Raw genomic sequence first — 1,128 nt, forward strand, 5'->3', positions numbered from 1 at the left:
AATATCGACAATGTACGCACCCTGCTGGCGCATTTGCTTTATCATGTAAAAGTCCTCTCTGCTCTGCATGTTGATGTTCTTTCTGGTGTGAGAACCTTAAGGAAACAACATGTTGGGTGGAGCGGACCATGCTAATGGTGATTTACCGTCTTATATCACTGGAGCTAACAATCAGCGCTGGTCCGCAAATCTGCTGCCGTTGCAGCCCGTCGTCCTGCCTCTCCATCGTAAATCAACCCAGGTTGGTGCTGTAATTTTTGTAGCGACTGCGGAGTCTGTTGTCGTGGACCAGCAAAAGGCTCTGAAGATCCGGCAAATATCAGCCAGAGTGCCTGGCCCGAACAGGGCAGATGCTGTATCCGCCGTCGTCGCCGACTTCAGGCATTCAGGGCAGCGTCCGGTTTGACGGGGCACCTGTAAATGGCGCGTCATGCCGGGCTTTGCATATTGGTATCGAAGTGAAGCAGGTCCGGCATCACTTGCCCCGACGGCCGCATATCTTTGGCCGGGAGGATTCGTTTCCCGGGGGTATCATGGGATATGTGTCAGCATCCCGATACTCCGTCGTGTATTGATGGTTTAACCGTGAGAAAGACATTTTCAGATGTCAGCATATCTGAGAGCCCTGAAAACATCAGCCAGATGTCGCTGTTTCAGTGAAGCAACATTGTGTGTCCGGTCGCCGGTTGCTGCATCAGGGGGACTCAGACCGGAGACCAGCCCCGTTCTCAACATGTTCTGTTTTGTTCGTTAATTATTTTTTTTTATCCATACTCACTGTTTTTTGATGTTTATCAAAAAATTTATAATTCTTTCATTTCATTAAATTCGTTATTTCAGAGCTTTCATTTTGTAAGGCCGGGGTGAGATTTTTTGCCTTCGGTGGCGGAGAGTTTGCAGTAACACAATGTAATTATTTGCTTTTACGACATTTTCGACATTTTCACATACCGAAAAATGGGTAGTCTAACAATATGAATTTGCAATGAATTACAATAATATTATAAATTGGGTGTTCTGCTAATATTTTCATATTAAACCATCATTAATCTCCGTTTTATTCGCCTGTTAATTTAAAAACAAGATCTTGTCGATCGATTATCCTAATTGTTGTTCGCTTCTCTGGCA

At 44.9% G+C, this 1,128-nt stretch carries 1 pseudogene; it reads right to left on the minus strand.

Annotated elements, in window-relative coordinates:
- Window positions 1-170: 170 nt before the first annotated feature.
- A pseudogene (locus ACU8YC_RS24955) lies at window positions 171-435 on the minus strand (ISL3 family transposase); the annotation flags it as partial.
- Window positions 436-1,128 lie beyond the last annotated feature (693 nt).

The organism is Citrobacter sp. VF227 (genome assembly GCF_052950715.1).